Below are 929 nucleotides of genomic sequence, written 5' to 3'. Positions count from 1 at the left end.
AACAGATTTTATCGTTGCTTGGCACCACACTTCAAAAGAGAAGAAATGGTGCCTCGAGGCGGAATCGAACCACCGACACGAGGATTTTCAATCCTCTGCTCTACCGACTGAGCTATCGAGGCAACGGAGCGCATTAAAAAGGTTTTTAGCCTTGTCGTCAATGGTTTTTTTTCAAATAGTTATTAAGATTATCTTTTTTGCACTGATTGCTGTTATTTTGCACTTAATTGTTGGTTTTTCCGGTATTTGTTCGTCACTACGAGAGGCGTTCATGATGAGGTGAAAGTTTTACGAAAACAGTATTTGATAAAAATTAATGGTGGCATACAAATCTAATTTATCGTCATTCCCTACCAGTGAATGCCCGCGAGGGCGATAGGGAATCTACTATTCGCGTGTTGTAGATTGATTATTTTAGCTGATGTCTTTTAGGCTCAATAACGCTGTGAATAGATCACGGATTGCCCTCGTACCTCAGCTTCCGAGATGACGGATAATAGATCGTGTTATTCTTATTTGACTCCCTCTACTGGACTTGAACCAGTGACATACGGATTAGCTGTCCGCCAAGCTTCTCATAAAGTGTCGCCAACTGAACGAAGAAGGAATTATCGAGAGGGTATAAGAGCCTGATCAATGCAGTTTTGTTTTGCCAAAATCCAGACGTAAAAAAGCCCGCAATTGCTTGCGGGCTTTCTTATTTGGCTCCCTCTACTGGACTTGAACCAGTGACATACGGATTAACAGTCCGGCGTTCTACCAACTGAACTAAGAGGGAATTATTCTTCATTCGACACGACATATCGTATCAAATTTTAATATGGTGCCTCGAGGCGGAATCGAACCACCGACACGAGGATTTTCAATCCTCTGCTCTACCGACTGAGCTATCGAGGCAAACACAGCAATTAAATTGCTATTTTTGCATT

4 tRNA genes are annotated in these 929 nt (G+C 42.1%); all 4 read right to left on the bottom strand.

Going from position 1 to position 929, the window contains the following annotated elements:
* Positions 1-46: 46 nt before the first annotated feature.
* Positions 47-122: transfer RNA gene (locus C0W29_RS21430), tRNA-Phe, on the bottom strand.
* Between the two features lie 398 nt (positions 123-520).
* Positions 521-607: transfer RNA gene (locus C0W29_RS21710), tRNA-Ser, on the bottom strand.
* A 95-nt stretch (positions 608-702) separates the two neighbouring features.
* A tRNA-Asn gene (locus C0W29_RS21425) sits at positions 703-778 on the bottom strand.
* Between the two features lie 43 nt (positions 779-821).
* Positions 822-897 (bottom strand) — tRNA-Phe (locus C0W29_RS21420).
* Positions 898-929 lie beyond the last annotated feature (32 nt).

The organism is Photobacterium kishitanii (assembly GCF_003026355.1).
GTDB lineage: Bacteria > Pseudomonadota > Gammaproteobacteria > Enterobacterales > Vibrionaceae > Photobacterium > Photobacterium kishitanii.
The sequence above is the reverse complement of the archived record's forward strand: the minus strand, read 5'-3'. Positions and strand labels throughout refer to the sequence as shown.